We start from the raw sequence: 21153 nt of genomic DNA, 5'->3' as shown, positions 1-21153 counted from the left end.
TATATCAACCAATCAAATCAAATATCACTAACAACATTGATTAGACGAGCATTGCTAGATAATTGATTTTTTTCAAACTCATCATGAGCGACTAATACCACTAATATATCAGCTTGCTCTAAAGCACTCTCTAAAGAAACTAAATTACCTGTAGCCAGCTTCTCAGGTAACTGCTTTATATTTGGTTCAACCAATAAAACCTCAGCACTATTCAACTCAAGCATATTTTTAGCAATGCTAACAGCTGGACTCTCACGTAAGTCATCAATATTTGGTTTAAATGCTAAGCCTAATAACGCCACTTTCGGTCTAGCCATGTTCTCAGACTTTAGCGTATCTATTTCAGCATTGATCTTACTTATTACCCAATTAGGCTTATTGTCATTAATCTCACGAGCCGCACGGATTATTTTAGCTTCATCAGGGTTTTGATTAACGATAAACCATGGGTCCACAGCGATACAATGACCACCTACTCCAGCACCAGGCTGTAGAATATTGACACGTGGATGATGATTAGCCAGCTCAATTAGCTCCCAAACATTAATATCTAGCTTATCTGAAATAATGGACAACTCATTAGCAAAAGCAATGCTTACATCGCGAGAGGCATTTTCAGTCAGTTTTGCCATTTCAGCGGTACGAGAGTTAGTTGCTAGTAAGTCACCCTCTACAAAAATGCGATAAACTTCTTGAGCTTTTCTGGTCGACTCTTTAGTCATACCACCAATAATGCGATCATTCGAAATTAGCTCTTCAACTACTTTGCCTGGTAATACACGCTCGGGACAATAAGCTACAAAGATATCCGCTTCGTTATCAGGCTCATGATATTTAGGAAAGCTTAAATCGGCACGTTCTTCAGCGAGCCATTCAACCATTTTTTCAGTAGCACCTACTGGGGATGTGGACTCTAATATTACTACATCACCCTTTTGTAGTAGTGGGGCTAGTGCTTTGCTAACAGCTTGAATGTAAGAAAGATCAGGCTCATGATCTTGACCTTTGAAAGGTGTAGGAACTGCAATAAGGTAAGCATCTGAATGTACAGGAGTGAGGCTAGCCTTAAGATTGCCTTTATCCACGGCTTGCTTGACGATGGCTTCTAAACCTGGCTCTACGATATGTATTTTGCCTTGGTTTATCGTATCGACTGCATGCTGGTTAACATCAACCCCTATTACATTTGCTCCATGATGAGCGAACATCGCTGCTGTTGGTAAACCAATATAACCTAGACCAAAAACACAAATATTTTTCATTATTAACTCACTTAACTTATATGTAATTATTTATTTCGAAATTTTTTCTTGACTGAAAAAATTAACAATAGTTTCTGTGATGCGTTGTGATGCTTGTCCATCACCATAAGGATTATGTGCTTGACTCATTTTGAGATAAATAGCCTCGTTTTCAATCAAACTGCTCACTTCAGCTACAATAGTAGGTGCATGTGTCCCTACTAGTTTCACCGTTCCTGCCTCTACAGCTTCCTGCCTTTCAGTAGTTGAACGCATTACTAATACTGGAATACCAAGAGAAGGTGCTTCTTCTTGGATGCCACCTGAGTCGGTTAAAATTATATGGCTAGTACTCATCAAGTATACAAAAGGTAGATAGTCTTGAGGTTCGATCAATTTGACGTTGCCAAGGTTTTTTAATAACCTATTTACGGGCTCTTTAACGTTAGGGTTTAAATGCACAGGGTAAACAAATTCATAATCTGGGTACTTTTGCGCTAACTCTTGTATCGCTTGGCAAATCGACTCAAACCCATCACCAAAGTTCTCACGACGATGACCAGTAATCAGAACGCGACGTTTAGTAAAATCCAACTCAGAAAACTTAAGTTTTAATTCATTGCGTAAAGCTTCATTATTTTCAAGCTTGTTCTTAACTTCTAACAAAGCATCGACTACTGTATTACCAGTGGTATATATATAATCAGGGTTATTGTGTTCATCATATAAATGCTGTGCAGCGGCTTTAGTTGGTGCAAAATGTAACTTAGTAATTATACTTGTAAGCTGTCTATTAGCTTCTTCCGGCCAAGGAGAGTAAATATCATAAGTACGTAGACCCGACTCAACATGTCCGATAGGGATTTGCTGATAAAAAGCGGCCTGTGCTCCGCATAATGTTGTTGAAGTATCACCATGAACAAGTACTAAGTCAGGCTGGCATTCCTTCAATACTGGTTCAAGGGCAAGCAACATTCTGGAACTAGCTTGCGTTAAGCTTTGTCCTGACTTCATGATATCTAAATCATAGTCTGGAATTATTTCAAATAATGACAATACTTGATCAAGCATTTCACGATGTTGAGCCGTTACGCAAACTAAGGACTCAATATTTGGATTACTATCTAATGCTTTTACAACAGGGGCCATTTTAATTGCTTCAGGACGCGTCCCAAATATACTTAGTACTTTTATCATAAGGTTCTCTTATTAACTTTTGTCTGTTTTTGTCAGTGAATTATATCACTTTAGTGTAACCATTTGGGTTCATGCTCTGCCAACGCCATGTATCTCGACACATATCAGCAATCGATAATTCAGCTTGCCACCCTAACAACGATTTTGCTTTATCGGCACTGGCATAGCAAATCGCAATATCACCTACTCGACGATCTGTGAACTGATAAGGAATGCTCTGACCAGATACATCAGAAAATGCAGATACCAATTCTAATACAGAAGTACCTTTGCCAGTGCCTAAGTTGATAGGTAAAAAGCCTACTGAGTTCTTTTTTGCCGTACCATCTTCATTTGGTCTGGTTTGTTTATTTAGATAATTTAGTGCAGCCACATGACCTCGCGCCAAATCAGTGACATGAATAAAGTCACGGACACCTGTTCCATCGACAGTAGGATAGTCATTACCAAAGATACTGAGCTTATCAAGTTTGCCGACGGCCACTTGAGAGATATAAGGCATCAAGTTGTTAGGAATGTCATTAGGGTCTTCGCCAATTTGTCCTGATGGATGCGCGCCTACTGGATTAAAGTATCTAAGAGCAATCAGGTTCCAGCTGCCATCAGACACAGCTAAACCTTCTAAGATATGTTCAACTGTCAGCTTGCTCTGACCATAAGGATTGGTACAAGAGCGCTTCGAGCTCTCATCGATGGGTAAGGATTCAGGATCACCATAGACAGTGGCAGATGATGAAAAAACTAAATTCTTCACATTATATTCTGCTATAACTTCTAATAAGGTTATGGTGCCGCTGACATTGTTATTATAATACAGCAATGGCTTTGCTACTGACTCCCCAACTGCTTTTAATCCAGCAAAATGAATCACGCCAAAGAATTCGTGTGAAGCAAAGACTTCTCTGAGTAACTCAGGATCTCGTATATCGCCTTCGATAAACTCAACTGTCTGTCCAATAAGAGTAGAGACACGGTCAATCGCTTCACGGCTACTATTAGATAAGTTATCGTATACAACAATATCATAGCCTGCTTCATGCAATGCGATACAAGTATGCGAACCGATATATCCAGCACCGCCAGTAACTAATATCTTGTTTTTCATAAGAGATTCAGATATAAAAAAGACACCCCATTGTAGGGGTGTCTTATCAGTAATTCAATAGAGTTTTGGTAGTTAGTAGACTAATGCCTATCTTACCAACCAGTAACTTCTTTTAGCTTATCACCAAGTCTAGATGGGTCACGTGTATAAGCGATACCAGCATCTTCAAACGCTTTGAATTTCTCTTCAGCAGTACCTTGACCACCAGAGATGATAGCGCCAGCATGGCCCATACGCTTGCCTTCTGGAGCAGTAACACCAGCGATATAACCAACAACTGGCTTAGTCACATGGTCTTTGATGTAAGCAGCAGCTTCTTCTTCAGCAGTACCACCGATCTCACCGATTAGGATAATAGCTTCAGTTTGTGGATCAGCTTCGAATAGCTTCAATGCGTCAATCTGGTTCATACCAGGGATAGGATCACCACCGATACCGATACAAGTTGACTGACCAAAACCAAGCTTAGTTGTCTGAGCTACGGCTTCATAAGTCAATGTACCAGAGCGTGAGATGATACCCACTTTACCTGGCTGATGGATATGGCCTGGCATAATGCCGATTTTGCACTGACCTGGAGTGATAACACCTGGGCAGTTAGGACCAACCAAACGTACATCACCAGCTTCTTCAAGATAGCGTTTTGCTTTTAGCATATCGATAGTCGGTACGCCTTCAGTGATCACAACGATCAACTTAACACCAGCATCGATTGCTTCAACGATAGAATCTAGTACAAATGGTGCTGGTACGTAGATAACAGAAGCGTCAGCTTGAGTTGCTTCCATAGCTTCCGCCATGGTGTTGAATACTGGTAGGCCTAGGTGCGTTTGACCGCCTTTACCTGGAGTCACACCACCAACTACTTTTGTACCATATTCGATGGCTTGTTCAGAATGGAACGTACCATTTTTACCAGTAAAACCTTGTACCAATACTTTGGTATCTTTATCGATTAATACACTCATTATATTTTCCTTGTATTCGGTTGTCTTGTAACAGTGGTCTTTATAGCTATTGTTATCGGATTTTGATAATCAATCTTTGCTATAGAAACCACTATTACGATTTGACTACTATGCTTAAGCGTCTATCTCTAAACACTTATGTTTAAAGACTTACGCTTTAACAGCATCGACAATTTTTTGAGCCGCGTCAGATAAACCTTGAGCTGAAATTAATTTCAGACCAGACTCTTCTAGGATTTGTGCGCCTAGCTCAGCGTTGTTACCTTCTAAACGAACAACAACTGGTACTTGTACGTCAACTTCTTTGATAGCAGCGATAATAGCTTCTGCAATCATGTCACAACGTACGATACCGCCGAAGATGTTGATTAGAACGCCTTCAACACTGCTGTCTTCTAGGATGATTTTGAATGCTTCAACAACGCGATCTTTAGTTGCGCCGCCGCCAACGTCCAAGAAGTTAGCAGGCTTGCCGCCATACAATTTGATGATGTCCATGGTTGCCATTGCAAGACCAGCACCGTTAACCATACAACCGATGTTACCTTCTAGAGCAACATAGTTTAGGTCAAATTCAGCAGCTTTAAGCTCACGCTCATTTTCTTGTGTTTTGTCTTGTAGCGCTGCGATTTTTGGCAGACGATACAGTGCGTTTGAGTCGATACCGATTTTGCCATCAACACAAACGATTTCGCCATTTTCGCGAACAGCTAATGGGTTGATTTCCATTAGAGCAAAGTCGTTTTCAACAAATGCTTTATAAGCGCCAGTCATCAATTTAACGAATTGATTGATTTGCTTGCCTTCTAGACCAAGTTTGAACGCAACGTCGCGCGCTTGGAAAGGCATTAAACCAACTAAAGGATCAACATTTACTTTGAAGATTTTTTCTGGAGTGCTGTGTGCCACTTCTTCGATATCTACACCACCTTCGGTAGATGCCATGAAAGTTACACGACGAGTTGCACGATCAACGACTGCGCCAAGATATAGCTCAGTTTGTACTGGATACATATCTTCTGCAACTAATACGAAGTTTACTGGCTGGCCATCAGCATCAGTCTGGAACGTTACTAGGTTAGTACCGATCAGCTCTTCAGCAACTTGCTTAGCTTCTTCACGAGTTTTAACTAGCTTTACACCACCAGCTTTACCGCGACCACCAGCATGTACTTGCGCTTTAATTACCGCAATGTCAGTTGGGGTTTTATCAAAAGCTGCAGCAGCTTCTTCGCCGTTATGAGCGATGATGCCTTCTTGAATTGGCAAACCGTAGCTTTTTAATAGCTCTTTTGCTTGATACTCATGTAAATTCATTGATTGTATCCTTTATTTTTTACAATTAATAAAAAGTGAAATCAAGTGCGTACATACACATATTAATCATACGTCTGACGCACTCATGATTGTGGCATCACCAAAATAGCGATACCCCAATCAGGTTGTAAATCGATAATAACTAAACGAGCAACTACTTATTTCTTACGTTTTTTGCGCTGGATGGCGTGAATAGCACGGCCATCTGCAGATAGAGCAGCTTCATGCACTGCTTCTGAAATAGTTGGATGAGCAAATGTCATTAACTGCAAGTCTTCGATACTAGAAACAAATTCCATCGCGATCATACCTTGATGGACGATATCACCAGCACCAGCAGCGATAGCATGCATACCTAATAGACGATCTGTTTTCGCATCAGCAACTACTTTCACAGAACCTTGCGCTTCGCTTTGCGCTAATGCACGACCGTTAGCAGCCAAGTTGAAAGAGCCTGTTTTAACTTCATAGCCAGCTTCTTCAGCTTCTTGCTCAGTCAAACCTACCCATGCGATTTCTGGGTGAGTATAAATGACATTGATGATAGTGTCATAGTTAACTTGAGGTTTTTCGCCATGAATACGCTCAACAGCCATCATGCCCTCTTCCATTGCTTTATGCGCAAGCATAGGACCACGGACCAAATCACCGATAGCATAAACGCCATCAAGATTGGTTTTGCATTGGTCATTAACATCGATAAGGCCACGTTCAGTCAACGTGATACCGCTGTCATCGCCAAGCAGTTTTTCAGAATATGCACGGCGGCCAACACAAACGATTAGCTTGTCGAAGCTCTCCTCGCTCGATTCACCTTTGCTTTCGCTAGTGACGACAACTTGGTCACCTTGAACTTCAGCATTGGTTACTTTGGTATCGACACGGATATCAAGACCTTGCTTTTTCAGCATTTTGCCAGCTTCTTTTGAGATGTCTTTGTCAGCAGCAGCTAAGAAACTAGGAAGTGCTTCATATACGACTACTTCTGCACCTAGACGACGCCATACTGAACCAAGCTCAAGACCGATAACACCCGCACCAATAACGCCTAGACGCTTAGGTACTTCAGTGAAATCAAGTGCGCCAGTTGAATCAACAATGCGGTCACCGTCAGTTTTGGCAACAGGAATCTCGATAGGCACAGAACCTGCCGCAAGAATGACATTCTTAGCAGTGATCGTTGCTTCGCTTTCGTCTTCTAGAGCAGTAAATTTGACTTTTTTGTCAGTGCCCGTGCCATCAACTAAAGTACCCCAACCTTGTAGCCAGTCAACACCATTGCCTTTTAGCAACGCGGCAACACCACCAGTCAACTGCTTAACAATACCTTCTTTACGCTCTATCATTTTTTCGATATTGATAGCAACATCACCAGTACTGATACCGTGCTCGTCAAGGTCATGCTTAGTAGCTTCGTAACGATGTGAGCTATCAAGTAGGGCTTTTGATGGGATACAACCAACGTTTAAGCAAGTACCGCCAAGTGCTGGCTCGCCTTTATAAACGCGCTTTTCGATACAAGCAACACTCATACCGAGCTGGCCTGCACGAATAGCTGCTTCGTAACCACCAGGACCGCCGCCGATGACGACTAAATCATAATTGTCTTTCATAGTACGTTCCTATTTTTAATTGTATGTGTCATTTAAACTGGTTGTTATCTCGCTGATAGATCAGCGTTATCTACACTGAACAGTTAATACACTATGTCAATGAGATAGACTCACTCATCGATAATCGATAGCAAGTCACCATTATTAAATTCATTTGAATACAGTTATCAGCGCATCAAGCGATCGCTGATTAATAAAAATCATTATCTATACCAAAGTTAAAAAGCTTGTATCAGCGGTTGCCAATACAAGCTTAAAAGCTTACAGGTCTAGTAGTAGCATTGCAGGGTCTTCAACCAACTCTTTGATAGTTACCAAGAACTGTACTGCTTCTTTACCATCGATCATGCGATGGTCATAAGATAGCGCTAGGTACATCATTGGTAGGATTTCAACTTTACCATCAACTGCCATTGGACGATCATTGATCGCATGCATACCTAGGATAGCAGTTTGTGGTGGGTTCAAGATAGGTGTCGACATCAATGAACCAAATACACCACCATTAGAGATAGTGAAAGTACCGCCAGTCATGTCTTCTAGACCAAGCTTACCTTGCTGAGCTTTACCGCCAAACTCACGGATTGTGCTTTCAACGTCAGCCATGCTCATGCGATCAGTATCACGTAGTACTGGAACAACCAAGCCGCGATCTGAAGATACTGCTACACCGATATCATAAAAACCATGATAAACAATGTCATCACCATCTAGTGAAGCGTTTACTGCTGGGAAGCGTTTTAGTGCTTCTGTCGCTGCTTTTACGAATAACGACATAAAGCCTAAACGTACGCCATGACGTTTTTCAAACTTATCTTTGTACTTAGCGCGCATGTCCATTAATGGCTTCATATTCACTTCGTTAAACGTCGTCAACATAGCAGTATCTTGTGATGCTGATAGTAGACGCTCAGCAACACGCTTACGAAGACGAGTCATTGGAACACGTTTTTCAGTACGCTCACCCATTGATTCAGCAACTGGACGGCCGCTATCAGATTTGATGCTGCTGTCTGATTTCAATGTTGGGTTAGCCATATCAGTTTTGGTTACACGACCACCGCGGCCACTACCTTCAACTTCTTTAGGATCTACGCCTGACTCTTTTGCTGCTTTACGAACTGCTGGGCTTTGATCTTTATGATCAGCTTCGCCTTTCTTATCTGTTGCTTGAACAGGCTCACCACCATCGGCAGCTTGTTTTGCTTGAACTGGCGCAGCTGGTTGATCTGGATCTACTGCTGGCGCTTCTTCTGCGCTAGCACTAGCGCTTGCACCGGCTTCAAACTGAGCGATAAGCTCATCAGACAATACAGTATCGTCAACTTGCTTTACGATTTTGGTCAATACACCATCATCAGGTGCCACAACTTCTAATACAACTTTATCAGTTTCAATTTCAGCCAATAGGTCATCACGATTAACTTGTTGACCTTCAGTGACATGCCACTCAACGATTGTGCCATCGGCAACCGATTCTGGAAAAACGGGGGCTTTGATGTCAGCCATCGATATACTCCTTAGATTTGGATATTCATACTTATTATTAAGTCGTGATAGGCAGCCAGTAATTTTCTAATAATTTTGCTTATAATTTATTAAAAAACACTGACTGTCATCGCCTGATTCATTTATCTTCTATAATCTTTGATTAGACAAGGTATTACTGAGCTAACTCATCAACACTTATGCCAAGGCCACCAGCAATAAGTGCTTGCTGTTGTTGAGCATGCAGTTTCGGTGATCCTGTTGCAGGGGCTGCACTAGGAGGACGCGCTACTGGCTCCATGACTTTTGCTTTGGTTGGATGAGGTACGACAATACGGAACATATGCGGTGCTAAATAGTACCAAGCGCCTTGGTTCAATGGCTCTTCTTGCGTCCATACGATTTCAGTTAGGTTACTATACTTTTCGATTTCAGCGATTAAGCGAGTCTCTGGCAATGGATACAATTGCTCAATACGAACGATAGCCACATGATCAAGACCCAATGCGCGGCGCTGCTCTAACAAATCATAATAAACCTTACCACCACACAGAACCATACGAGTCACTTTATCTGCGTTGTGATCGTCCATTTCTGGCAATACCGTCTCAAACTTACCGTTAGCAAGCTCTTCTAGGTTAGAAGTCGCTAGCTTATGACGTAATAAGCTCTTTGGTGACATAACGATCAACGGCTTACGAATAGGACGTACTGCCTGACGACGTAATGCATGATAAATTTGCGCAGGAGTCGTTGGCGTAATGACCTGCATATTGTCTTCAGCACATAGCTGTAAGAAACGCTCTAGACGTGCAGATGAATGCTCAGGGCCTTGACCTTCAAAGCCATGTGGTAACAACATCGTCAAACCACAAACACGCTGCCACTTGGTTTCGCCGCTTGAGATAAACTGGTCAATCACAACCTGAGCACCGTTAACGAAATCACCAAACTGTGCTTCCCAAACGATCAATGCGTTCGGTACGGTGGTCGCGTAACCATATTCAAAGGCTAGTACCGCTTCTTCTGACAACAATGAGTTGTAAGTAGCAAAGCGTGCTTGGTTCTCACTTAAATGAGATAATGGTACATACATACTGCCATCATTGACATTGTATATTTCACTATGGCGATGTGAGAAAGTACCACGGCCAACATCTTCACCAGTAATACGTACTAGTACGCCGTCATTATCAACCAATGATGCATAAGCCAATGTCTCAGCTGCACCCCAGTTAAGAGGCTCTTCGCCAGTTTGCATCGCTAGACGCTGTTCAACGACTTTTTGAACCTGACGTTGTAACTTGTAGCCTTCTGGCATTTCGGCCATACAGCGTCCATAACCTTTGAGCTTTTCGATATCAACACTGGTATCCCAATCATCAACCAAATCATGACCTAGATAAGGCTTCCAATCTACAAACAGCTGCTCGTTAGGCTCTTGAACCAGTGAACTGACAACATAATCACCACGGTCTAACGACTCACGATAATCATCTTCGTACTGTTTCTCTTCTTCGGCATTCAAGATACCTTCTGCGATAAGTTTTTGCGCATAAAGAGTACGAGTAGTCGGAAGCTTCTTAATAACAGCATACATTAATGGCTGAGTTGCAGATGGCTCATCTGCCTCATTATGGCCATTACGGCGATAGCAGAACAAATCAATGATGATGTCTTTGTCAAACTTATGGCGATAATCTAATGCTAACTGAGCAGCAAATACGACTGCTTCAGGATCATCACCGTTTACATGTAAGATAGGAGCATGAACCATCTTAGCAACGTCAGTACAATATTCAGTTGAACGAACATCTTCTTGACGGCTAGTAGTAAAGCCAACTTGGTTATTGATCACGATATGCACAGTACCGCCAGTGGTATAAGCACGGGTTTGTGACATCTGGAAGGTTTCTTGGACCACACCTTGACCAGCAAAAGCAGCATCACCATGAATCACGATAGGTAATACTGAATTACCACCAGTATTATCTAGTAGTGGCTGATCGTTACGGCGTACTTGACGGGCACGTACTGAGCCTTGTAGTACTGGCGCGACAATTTCGAGATGCGATGGGTTAAATGCTAAAGCCAAATGCGCTTCACCGCCCGGTGTCATCACATTAGATGAAAAACCGTTATGGTATTTAACATCGCCTGAGCCTTTTTCTGGCTGCACTTTACCATCAAACTCGTCAAACAAGTCTGCAGGATTTTTACCTAAGATGTTGACTAGTAAGTTTAGGCGGCCACGGTGAGCCATACCAATGACCATTTCTTTTGTGCCATATCCGCCAGCACGTTGAATGATTTCATTAATAGCAGGAATGAAGCTCTCACCACCTTCCAAACCAAAACGCTTAACACCTGTATATTTACGAGCAAGGTATTTTTCTAGACCTTCAGCAGCCGTCAAGCGCTCAAGAATAGATAAGCGTTTTTCTTTGTCAAATTTGATATAGCCTAGATTGGTCTCTAGATATTCTTCCATCCAGCGTTTTTCGGTACTGGTGGTAACGTGCATATACTCGACACCGATATGGCCACAGTACACACGTTCCATGATTTCGATGATTTCGCGCAATGTCGCTTCATCTTTACCAATGACTAAATCATTGGTTGGAAATACGGTATCAAGATCAGCTTCTGACAAATTATGATAAGCAAGCGTCAAATCTTCTACTTCTGCACGTGGATGCAAATCTAAAGGATCAAGTTTGGCACGGCGATGACCGCGACGACGATATGCTGAGATTAGTTGCTGTACGCCCATCTGCTTAGGATCACAGTTGGCAAAGCTGCTAGAGTCGGTATCAGTACTGCTACTCTTATTTGCCGTTTGATTACGAGCAAGTAGTAAGAACTGATCTTTGATAGCGTTATGCTGAGCATCGTTCTGCGACTTATACTGTTCAAAGTACGTTTGCCAGTCAGTATCAACACTATCAGGGTCTGTTAGGTATTGCTCGTAGAGAGCTTCTATATAGTTGGCGTTATCGGCAGCCAGTTCAGTATGTACTTGGCCAGATTTTTCTTTGGTTATACTATTCATAATAATCGTCTATTTGATAGATAAATGAATGGAATCGTGCTTATTATTGTGTCAGTCGTTGTATGCTCAGGTAGTTAGACAATGTGTCATATCCTGTTAAATACTATTCGATAAAACACTTTTATCCCTAAGTATTGCCATCACCATAGAATATTGCTGTCATTGTCTACAAGAGCAAGTAATGCTAAATAGTGGTAACAAGTCTTATTGCAATACCCGTCTAAAAATAAAACTATTTGTGAACGCTCAGTTTTCTTATCTAGCTCGTTTCACAACATTAATTTATATATACTTCTTTAAGTCATAACCAATCCATTAATGATAAGCTATTAATAGATAATTATATTTTCAGCTAACCTATAAACTGGTTATTAATGCTGAATTAGCCTAAATTTGCTGATAAATCCTGCCTTTTCAGACAGAAATACATTGCTGTATAGATTATCATGCCCATTTTTTGCGACATAGTTTGTTTGTTCAATACTAGGTATTTATGTAATGAATATCTGTCATCAATTATAAACGCATAATCATTGTGCGCATAGTATTTTAGCCTGATAATGTCATAATGTGCTCAAACAACATGTATTAAGCGCCAAAAAAGACGCTTTGATCATCTCATTAAATACCAAATACAATTATACCAAAATTTGACTATGTCTATATTCGATTATATAGGGTGATTGTCTATATATTATTTCTTCTTACATACGACCAACGTATTGACCATATAGTTTTACTCATAAATCACTTAATACCTATTTTTCAATAGGCTAAATTCATCATATCTTTTAGATGACAGGTCAGGTATAAAAGTAGTAAATCTATATATCAGCTTTTTAACTAACAAAAACACCACCTAATGAATAGGTGGTGTTTTTCGTATAGTAACTATAAAGATCAATTATTTATGCTTAACCAGCTTGGTCAATCAACATATTACGTAAGTGACCGATTGCTTTGGTTGGATTCAAGCCTTTTGGACAAACTGATACACAGTTCATGATACCGCGGCAACGGAACAAGCTAAACGGATCGTCTAAGCGAGCTAAACGTGCTTGAGTATCACCGTCACGACTATCAGCAACGAAGCGATAAGCATGCAGTAATGCTGATGGACCTAGGAACTTATCAGGGTTCCACCAGAAAGATGGGCAACTGGTTGAACAACAAGCACATAGAATACATTCGTATAGACCGTTCAGTTTTTCACGCTGTTCAGGTGACTGTAAACGCTCAGTTGGCGGTGCTGGCTGATCATTGATTAAGTACGGATGTACTTTCTCATACTGCTCATAGAACTGGTTCATATCGACAACCAAATCACGAACTACTGGCAAACCAGGTAGCGGACGAACCGTTACTTTTTCTGGTAGCGTGTTCATGTTGATTAGACATGCCAAACCGTTCTTACCATTGATGTTCATGCCGTCAGAGCCACAAATACCTTCACGGCAAGAGCGACGGAAAGTAAGCGTTTCATCTTCTTTCTTTAGGCGTAATAGTACGTCAAGCAACATACGATCTGAATCAAGTAGCTCAATCGTATAAGTTTGCATGCGTGGCGCTGCGTCCAGATCTGGATCGTAGCGATAGATTTCGATGGTGCGAGTACCTCGGCTCATAATGCTAAACTCCACACGTAGGTGATGGCGGGCATACAAAGATTGCAACATATTTGCGCTAGCTATTAATCAGTACTGATAACCAGTATCGGATACCAATTAATAGCGTAGTAGCGCTGGCATGAGCATGTAGCTGGCGGTCACCTTTTTAATAAATTAATAAGGGATAAAACGTTAACACTGCTGTTATCTATCAACTATATATAAAGTATGCAGTCTAGAATTAGTAGACGCGGACTTTTGGTTCGATATAATCAACGGTTAATGGCACTTTACGTACTGGCTTATAAATGATGCGATTGCCTTCAGAGTACCATAAAGTATGCTTCATCCAATCGTGGTCATTACGACCGTTAGGTGCGTAATCATCATCTTCTGGACGATCATAATCGGATACACTGTGCGCGCCGCGGCTTTCATGACGCTTCGCTGCAGATATCATTGTTGCTTTTGCTACTTCATACAAGTTAGCAACTTCGAATGCTTCAATACGTGCTGTGTTGAACACTTGTGATTTATCGCCAAGATGAATCTTGTCGATCTTTTCACCTAGCGCTAAAATTTTCTCAACGCCTTCGTCCATCATCGCTTGCGTACGGAATACACTAGCGTGTTTTTGCATCGTAGCACGAATCTCATCAGCCACGTCTTGCGCATTGTAGCCTTCAGTAGACTGTTGCAACTTGTCTAAACGCTTCACTGTAAAGTCAAGTACACGTGGATCAAGCGGCTTGTAGTTGTGATCTGCATGATGGAACTCATCAACAATATGCTTACCAGCTGCACGGCCAAATACCAATAGATCTAGTAGAGAGTTCGTACCTAGACGGTTAGCACCATGTACACTTACGCAAGCACATTCGCCGATTGCATAAAGACCTTTAACGACGTTGCCTTTAGCATATAGGCCGTCTTCATCAGTACCTGCTTCTAGATCCGGTACAATCACTTGACCATGAATAGTGGTTGGAATACCGCCCATCATGTAGTGAATGGTTGGGATTACTGGAATTGGCTCTTTAGTGATGTCAACGTTGGCGAAGTTTTTACCAATCTCAAATACTGATGGTAGACGCTTCATGATGGTTTCAACACCTAGATGCGTCATATCCATTACGATATGATCAGCATTAGGACCACAACCACGGCCTTCTTTGATTTCTTGGTCCATTGAACGCGATACGAGATCACGTGGTGCCAAGTCTTTCACGGTTGGTGCATAACGCTCCATGAACGCTTCGCCATCCTTGTTACGCAAGATAGCACCTTCACCACGACAACCTTCAGTCAATAGTACACCTGCACCATGAACACCAGTTGGGTGGAACTGCCAGAACTCCATGTCTTGTAATGGAATACCAGCACGTACTGCCATGCCAATACCGTCACCAGTATTGATATAAGCATTGGTAGAAGCTGCGAAGATACGACCAGCACCACCTGTCGCTAGGACAGTAATTGGTGATTGGAATACTGCAATCGTACCCGTCTCTTGCTCAAGCGCGACGACACCGTTGATGTTACCAGCTTCGTCTTTGATCAAATCAAGCGCGATCCACTCGATAAAGAACTCAGTACCTTGCTCTAGGTTTTTCTGATATAGCGTATGTAGTAGTGCATGACCTGTACGGTCAGCAGCGGCACAAGCACGTTGTACCGCTTTTTCGCCATAGTTAGAAGTGTGACCACCGAACGGACGCTGATAAATCGTACCGTCTTCATTACGGTCAAACGGCATGCCCATGTGCTCAAGCTCATAGACTACTTTTGGCGCTTCACGGCACATATATTCGATAGCGTCTTGGTCACCTAACCAATCTGATCCTTTAACGGTATCATAAAAGTGAAAGTGCCAGTTGTCATTGCTCATGTTACCCAAACTTGCACCGATACCACCCTGAGCGGCAACCGTGTGCGAACGCGTTGGGAATACTTTGGTAAGAACTGCAACCTTCATGCCCGCTTCCGCTAAATGCAATGAAGCACGCATACCTGAGCCGCCGCCACCGACGATAACTGCATCGTAGTTTAGGGTCTTGATATTACTAATGGTATTGTCTTGTCTAGTTGCCATTACGGTTTTCCTAATGCCTGTTAATGCGTAAAAGTAAATCAAAGGCTTTTTGAGACATCTCTATTACAGCTATAAAGGCTTACTATTTGGCCATTTCATACGCTTATAAAATAAAGAGTCTCAATAATCATTAACCACTTAATTTGCATATCTATCGTTATACTGAACTAAGCTTACTCAACTATAATCAGATTAGCTGATCAGCAATGCTAGTCCAATGCTATGACTATTCTTGGCTATCAACGGATGACTCTAAAATGCTTTACCAACTAATGTAGCAATTGGATGCATCCGTCGTTATATATAGATATCAGAGCTTTTTATGAGATGGTTAAACGGCAGCGATACCGAAACCGTTACCCCAAAAAATCATGATGCCCCAAAATAGAAATACTAAAATAGCGATAATCATCAATGACTGTAGTACTAAACGTAAACCTGCTGCGCTTGAGCCCAGTTTGCCTGTTGTAATATAGTCAGTAAATACTGTCCACATCCCAACCCAAGCATGACCAGCTAGTGCAAGTACTGCAACCAAGCTGAATAGACGCATTGGTAGGCTGGTCATAAATGATGACCATTCAACGAAAGTGACATCACCATGGGTCAAAAAGAAGCCCAGCAATACCACACTATAAACGGCTAAAACAACAGCACTAATACGCTGAATAATCCAATCACGTGAGCCTGAACCTGTCAGACCAGTAGCACTTTTGATTCCTGAATCATTTTTTATCATTAGAACATCACCCATACAAATGACGCGACAACTAAAATCGCTGCAATCACAAAACTGACCATAGAGGCAGTGCGGCCAGATTTTAGCTCTTCGTTCATGCCCATATCAGCAAATAAATGTTTGATACCCATCACAAAATGATATGCAATGGCGGCAACAAATATCCATGCCAAAAAGCGCACAAGTACGTTGTCAAATACGGTCGCAAAACTCTCAGGCGATGCCAATGAGTTCTGTAGTATCCATAACATGACAGGAATCAATAAAAATAAAATAATGCCAGAGATACGATGCAAGATAGAGGCGATCGCGATCGGTGAGCGATTAACGCTAATCACTTGGCTTAAAGGCAGATCAATAGGTCGGTTGCTTTTCACAGCGGGCATCCTTTTGCGGTTATACTCCTGTATCTGCTATCAACGCCTGACATAAATAGTGCCAATTGAGCATTGAGCAACACACGAGACGAATAAAGTAAGGAAGAGCTAGCTGACTTCGTTTAGTTTGCGCTAAATATGAAGAAAGGATCATGTATATAAAGGTATTGATAGACTGTTCAATGTCGCTTGTCGAATCGACAGGCCTATCAAACAACCTATCTATTATACAACAAAGAGAATAAACATGAGTAACATCGACTAACCAGTCTATTTTAGAGGTCGTATGAATAGTAAGACAACGTTACTATGTCTTCTATATCAGAGCAGACCTTATATTAGGCACTTGAAATCTTGTGCCAAACAGATAAAAAAGATTGGTTAAGAAGAAAGTTCAAACCATAGAATGCGGTTTGGTCTATCGTAACACCAGACAATCGTAAATAAGCATGAATAGAAGACGCTCTGAACGACACTATAACATGGTCATTTATTAATTCGCGCAAAGCTAGTGCCAGTTAATTCCTACAATTATAAAATGCCTGAGCAATAATTACAAATTTATCCATTCAGTAAGAATATATACATATTTAATCAATAAATGAATGGATAAGAATAATACTGGTTTTAACAGTGATTATTATGACAAACTTTAATCCGCTTACTAGGCATAGTCTGCCAGTTTTTGGTGTCATTATTTATGAGTTTTGTCTCTAAAATATATTTACAAACCCAAAATACTAGTCCGATAATGCTGCTATAAACTTGCTCAAAAACAGAGGAATTTTAAGCAAAATAACCTGACAGACATATTTTGATACAAAAATTACAGCGAATAACCACCGCCACACCGCGCCAATTGGACACATGGTCCATAAAAGTTTTTTCAAATCATCAAGAATTGCTGCTAATATACCCTGCGTACTAAATGAGTTGAATGCACTTTTACCGTTCAACCGACAATGACGCGAGGGTATGCGTCTGTAGTAATTTATTCTAACAAGTTAAACCAATGGAGAGCAATTTATGGCTGATACTAATGCCAAACTAACCGTGAATGGTGAAGAATACGAACTTCCTATTATTAAAGGTACTTTAGGGCGCCCAGTTATCGATATTGCTGCTTTACAAGAATCAGGATTTTGGTCTTATGACCCTGGTTTTAAAGTAACTGCTCCTGTTGAATCAAAGATTACTTATATTGATGGTGGCAAAGGCGAATTATTACACCGCGGCTACCCTATCGACGAGCTAGCGAACAATGCTGAATACCTAGAAGTTGCTTATGCACTTTTACATGGTGACCTACCTACTGCTGAGCAAAAAGCAGAATTTTTTGAAAAAATCCGCGAGCATACTCCTGTTCATGATCAATTGCGTAAGTTCTTTGAAGGCTTCCGCCGTGACGCGCATCCAATGGCTATCATGGTTGGTGTAGTTGGTGCTTTATCAGCGTTCTATCATGAAGACCTAGACGTGAGCAATGAAGAACATCGCGAAATCACAGCTATTCGTTTGATTGCTAAGATGCCTACGCTTGCTGCAATGAGTTATAAATACTCACAAGGCGAACCGTTCATGTATCCGCGTAACGACTTCAACTACGCAGAAAACTTCTTATACATGATGTTTGCAACGCCTGCTGACGTAGACTACGAGAAAAACGACGTTATCACTCGCGCAATGGACAAAATCTTTACCTTGCACGCTGACCACGAGCAAAATGCTTCTACGTCAACGGTACGTTTAGCTGGTTCTACTGGTGCGAACCCTTATGCGTGTATCGCTGCTGGTATCGCAGCCCTTTGGGGACCATCACATGGCGGCGCGAACGAAGCTGTTCTTGAGATGCTAGACGAAATCGGTACTGTTGAGAACGTGCCTGAATTCATGGAAAAAGTGAAAAGCCGTGAAGTGAAGCTAATGGGCTTTGGTCACCGTGTTTACAAAAACTTCGATCCACGCGCTCAAGTAATGAAAGAGACTTGTGATGAAGTACTAGAAGCACTAGGTATCAACGATCCTAAGCTTGAATTGGCGATGGCACTAGAGAAAATTGCGTTAGAAGATCCGTTCTTCATCGAGCGCAACCTATATCCAAACGTTGATTTCTACTCTGGTATCATTTTGAAAGCTATCGGTATTCCAACGTCAATGTTTACCGTAATCTTTGCATTGGCTCGTACTTCAGGTTGGATCAGCCATTGGTTAGAAATGCACAGCGCTCCGTTCAAAATCGGTCGTCCACGTCAGTTATACACTGGTGAAACGCGCCGTGATTTTGTAAAAGTTGAAGATCGCAAGTAAGCAAAAATAATCGTTATCCAATAAAAAATCCCGCCATCGTGCGGGATTTTTTATTGTCTTAACTCTCGTTATTCGATATTGATTGTTTTATGAGAAATGATTAATTCAATCAGTTCATAAAAATATAGTCAGTTACTGAAACTCTTTTAACGTTTGCTCATATTTGGCAATCTGTTCATCGTATCCTTCGATGGTTTCATTAAATTTAGCCATTAGCGCTTCAAACTCTCGTTGCTGCTTCTGTTTCATTTGCTGCATATCAACCACTTGCTGAGCTTCTATTTGTTCCCATACCTGATGCTGAATAATTAAACGAGCAAGTGCCGGACTTTTTGCGCTTACTCTACCAGCAATCTCTGCATGCTCAAATAACTGCGGCACCAACGTCGCCACGTTGATTAATGTATCAGAATCCTCTGCACTGAGCGGTGTTGTCACCGGTTGATATAAAGCGTCCATGGTCTGCTGATAGCGTTCTATGATTTGGTCTTCGGTCAACATAACAGGTTTGCGCGGCTCAAGACTGATGCGTTTTAAAACCGTTAAATCGCGCTCACCAACTTCAGTGCTAGTATTGACGTCAACCTCTGTATCTACATTTGGATTGCTGTCTATCGAGGCGATATCGTTATTCGATGACACTACTTCTTCAGAACTGGTAGCGGTAGTATTTGTGTTAGGAGCGATATTATCGATTGCTACTTCGTTATTACTATCTGTATTTTCACTATTATTAGTATTCAGTAATAAAAGCTCCTCACTGTCTGACGCATCTGCCGCTTGCAATGACTCATATTCTGCTTGCAATCGTCTCTGTAAACTTTGCGCCTGTGCGACATATATCGGCTGAAATTGTTTTATGCGCGCCGCAGCTGAGTCGCTTTTTGGCATAGGCTGACTGTCTTCTACGCTTGTTTTTTCACTGGTTTGACTGTCATCAGTTACAGGCGATGTGTCAGACTGCTGACAGCCTGTCAAAAACAACACTCCTGACAATGCGGCTATAAGCAAAGTCGGTGGGTAGCGGGTATCAACATTAGGCTTTACTGACAAAAATTTAAACATGAGAGTGCATATCCTTTGGTAAAGCAAAATTATTAAAGGGTAAATTACAACTGCGGTTCATTATTCTTTGATTTTTAGCAACATAACTGACTGTTAAATCGTCCAATATAGTTATCCAGTATTTATCCAACTGACCTGTGTTTCAGTTAATGTATCGTTCTATAGTTCAGTTATGACTTATCATAGCCAAGCTTACTATTACTTTTAAAAACTAGAGGACTGATAGATCATCAGTATTTTTTGCCTTAACAATAGACTGCACCGTCACAAATGGAATACAAGCTTCCCACTCTTGGCAGTTCTGACCACGCTGACGACGTACAAAATAGTCTTGAACCATGCGTGCTTGCTGCTCAATACCATACTTAAAAAATGATTTACCTGTTTCTAACACGTAGTCGTATTTTCGGTTGATGATTGCTCCGCGTACAACCTTTAAGCCTTGCTGTAACTGCCATACGTGCGTTAGCTCGTGTATAAGCCAGCTTTGTTTACTCAATGGAGCTTCGCTAAAATCCGTAATCCAATCGACTGAATTAAAGTAAATATTGCCATTGGGGCTAACGGCATAATGTTTTAGTACCCACCACGCTGTCTTTAACTGCACTTCATCAAGTTTGATGCTGTCACCAAATACTGAATGCGCCAATGCTATTTCGCCAGCTGTCAGATAACGTGACTGCTGCTTGCCCGTATCACTACGCAAGTAACGACTGAATAAGCGTTTAAGAGTCGGTTCAGACATCGTTAATGCAATACCTTATATTTGATAAGCCATTTTTAGTGTTTAATAGTTAATAGTTAATAGTTAACAGTTAACAGTCGCGATTGGCCAAATTTTCCCATCGATACGGTAGAACCGTTAACAGTAGAGCCGTTAATATAGGTAAATGATGAAAACTAAAGTGCTCGGGACACAAGCTATACGCTTAGTTAGCTTTCATTAACATATTTTTGCGTTAACCTAGCGCGTATGACTTGTAAC

15 protein-coding genes are annotated in these 21153 nt (G+C 41.4%); 1 reads left to right on the top strand and 14 read right to left on the bottom strand.

Annotation, left to right across the window (positions count from 1 at the left end; genetic code table 11):
• Positions 1-17: 17 nt before the first annotated feature.
• The 12 genes from wecC to sdhC all read right to left on the bottom strand — a co-directional run bounded on the left by wecC (position 18) and on the right by sdhC (position 16805).
• Positions 18-1262 carry a UDP-N-acetyl-D-mannosamine dehydrogenase gene (wecC, locus tag AK824_RS00625; protein WP_057757880.1) on the bottom strand — a complete coding sequence of 415 codons (1245 nt, stop codon included), beginning with the start codon at positions 1260-1262 and terminating at the stop codon, positions 18-20.
• A gap of 30 nt (positions 1263-1292) precedes the next feature.
• On the bottom strand, positions 1293-2438 hold the full coding sequence (wecB, locus tag AK824_RS00620; protein WP_057757877.1) for a non-hydrolyzing UDP-N-acetylglucosamine 2-epimerase: 1146 nt from the start codon (positions 2436-2438) through the stop codon (positions 1293-1295).
• Between the two features lie 40 nt (positions 2439-2478).
• Positions 2479-3543, bottom strand: a complete 1065-nt coding sequence (gene galE / locus AK824_RS00615; protein ID WP_057757874.1) for a UDP-glucose 4-epimerase GalE — start codon at positions 3541-3543, stop codon at positions 2479-2481.
• A gap of 92 nt (positions 3544-3635) precedes the next feature.
• Positions 3636-4511, bottom strand: a complete 876-nt coding sequence (gene sucD, locus AK824_RS00610) for a succinate--CoA ligase subunit alpha (protein WP_057757872.1) — start codon at positions 4509-4511, stop codon at positions 3636-3638.
• Positions 4512-4661: 150 nt separating this feature from the next.
• Positions 4662-5828: an ADP-forming succinate--CoA ligase subunit beta gene (sucC, locus tag AK824_RS00605; protein ID WP_057757869.1), complete on the bottom strand. Its 1167-nt coding sequence runs from the start codon at positions 5826-5828 to the stop codon at positions 4662-4664.
• A gap of 158 nt (positions 5829-5986) precedes the next feature.
• Entirely contained in the window at positions 5987-7441 is a 1455-nt protein-coding gene (gene lpdA / locus AK824_RS00600; RefSeq protein WP_057757866.1) for a dihydrolipoyl dehydrogenase, read from the bottom strand.
• A gap of 261 nt (positions 7442-7702) precedes the next feature.
• Positions 7703-8950 (bottom strand): 2-oxoglutarate dehydrogenase complex dihydrolipoyllysine-residue succinyltransferase, encoded by a 1248-nt coding sequence (gene odhB / locus AK824_RS00595; protein ID WP_057757863.1) that lies wholly within the window; start codon positions 8948-8950, stop codon positions 7703-7705.
• A gap of 154 nt (positions 8951-9104) precedes the next feature.
• Positions 9105-11981, bottom strand: coding sequence for a 2-oxoglutarate dehydrogenase E1 component (locus AK824_RS00590; RefSeq protein ID WP_057757860.1), 2877 nt, complete (start codon positions 11979-11981; stop codon positions 9105-9107).
• 914 nt (positions 11982-12895) lie between these two features.
• Positions 12896-13606 (bottom strand): succinate dehydrogenase iron-sulfur subunit, encoded by a 711-nt coding sequence (locus AK824_RS00585; RefSeq protein ID WP_055123743.1) that lies wholly within the window; start codon positions 13604-13606, stop codon positions 12896-12898.
• Positions 13607-13829: 223 nt separating this feature from the next.
• The gene (gene sdhA, locus AK824_RS00580; RefSeq protein ID WP_057757857.1) at positions 13830-15680 is read right to left on the bottom strand and encodes a succinate dehydrogenase flavoprotein subunit; all 1851 of its coding nucleotides are present in this window, start codon (positions 15678-15680) and stop codon (positions 13830-13832) included.
• 331 nt (positions 15681-16011) lie between these two features.
• Positions 16012-16416: a succinate dehydrogenase, hydrophobic membrane anchor protein gene (gene sdhD / locus AK824_RS00575; RefSeq protein WP_057762261.1), complete on the bottom strand. Its 405-nt coding sequence runs from the start codon at positions 16414-16416 to the stop codon at positions 16012-16014.
• 2 nt (positions 16417-16418) lie between these two features.
• Positions 16419-16805 (bottom strand): succinate dehydrogenase, cytochrome b556 subunit, encoded by a 387-nt coding sequence (sdhC, locus tag AK824_RS00570; protein WP_082624524.1) that lies wholly within the window; start codon positions 16803-16805, stop codon positions 16419-16421.
• Between the two features lie 1017 nt (positions 16806-17822).
• Here sdhC and gltA point away from each other — a divergent pair.
• Positions 17823-19103 carry a citrate synthase gene (gene gltA, locus AK824_RS00565; protein WP_057757851.1) on the top strand — a complete coding sequence of 427 codons (1281 nt, stop codon included), beginning with the start codon at positions 17823-17825 and terminating at the stop codon, positions 19101-19103.
• Between the two features lie 132 nt (positions 19104-19235).
• Here the strand turns inward: gltA and AK824_RS00560 are convergent, their stop codons facing one another.
• Together AK824_RS00560 and AK824_RS00555 are read right to left on the bottom strand one after the other, a co-directional pair.
• Positions 19236-20168, bottom strand: a complete 933-nt coding sequence (locus AK824_RS00560) for a hypothetical protein (RefSeq protein ID WP_057757849.1) — start codon at positions 20166-20168, stop codon at positions 19236-19238.
• A gap of 211 nt (positions 20169-20379) precedes the next feature.
• Positions 20380-20913 (bottom strand): hypothetical protein, encoded by a 534-nt coding sequence (locus AK824_RS00555; RefSeq protein ID WP_057757846.1) that lies wholly within the window; start codon positions 20911-20913, stop codon positions 20380-20382.
• Positions 20914-21153: the final 240 nt, after the last annotated feature.

Origin of the sequence: Psychrobacter sp. P11G3, assembly GCF_001435845.1 — a bacterium.
Lineage (GTDB): Bacteria > Pseudomonadota > Gammaproteobacteria > Pseudomonadales > Moraxellaceae > Psychrobacter.
Note: the sequence above shows the minus strand (reverse complement) of the source record. Positions and strands in the feature narration are given on the sequence as shown.